This window comes from Pseudomonas sp. Ma2-10, from assembly GCF_054330215.1.
This window is the reverse complement of sequence record NZ_JBTEYL010000082.1, coordinates 1-549: the sequence shown is the minus strand read 5'-3', so window position 1 is coordinate 549 and position 549 is coordinate 1. Positions and strand designations below refer to the sequence as shown.

Annotated in this window: 1 pseudogene; it reads left to right on the top strand. The window is 55.0% G+C overall.

Annotation, left to right across the window (positions count from 1 at the left end):
- Positions 1-50 precede the first annotated feature (50 nt).
- Positions 51-549 (top strand): annotated as a pseudogene (locus ACXPVS_RS27390) (transposase); the annotation flags it as partial.

Here is a 549-nt window from a genome sequence, read left to right as displayed (position 1 = left end):
TTCGCGAACCCTTGCTATGATTTCTGAGGACTTCATCGTAAGGATCGCCCATGAAGCGCTTCATCCAAGGTGAACATCGGGGCCAAAGTACATTGCTCCAAAAAGCCTCGACGATTACGTGACCGATACCAACCCGGTGCGTGTAGTCGATGTCTTCGTCGACGAACTCGACCTGGTCAAACTGGGTTTTGAAGGTGCCATACCCGCAGATACTGGCCGGCCGGCTTACCATCCCGCTGTCCTCCTGAAGATCTACATCTACGGCTATCTGAACCGGATTCAGTCGAGCCGGCGCCTGGAACGAGAAGCCCAACGCAACGTCGAGCTGATGTGGCTGACCGGGCGTTTGATCCCGGATTTCAAGACCATCGCCAACTTCCGAAAAGACAACAGCAAGGCCATCCGAGGCCTCTGCCGCCAGTTCGTCGTGCTGTGTCAGCAGTTCGGTCTCTTCGGAGAAAATCTCGTCGCCATCGACGGCAGCCAATTCAAAGCTGTCAACAATCGTGACCGCAATTTCACCAGCGCCAAACTGAAGCGGCGAATGGA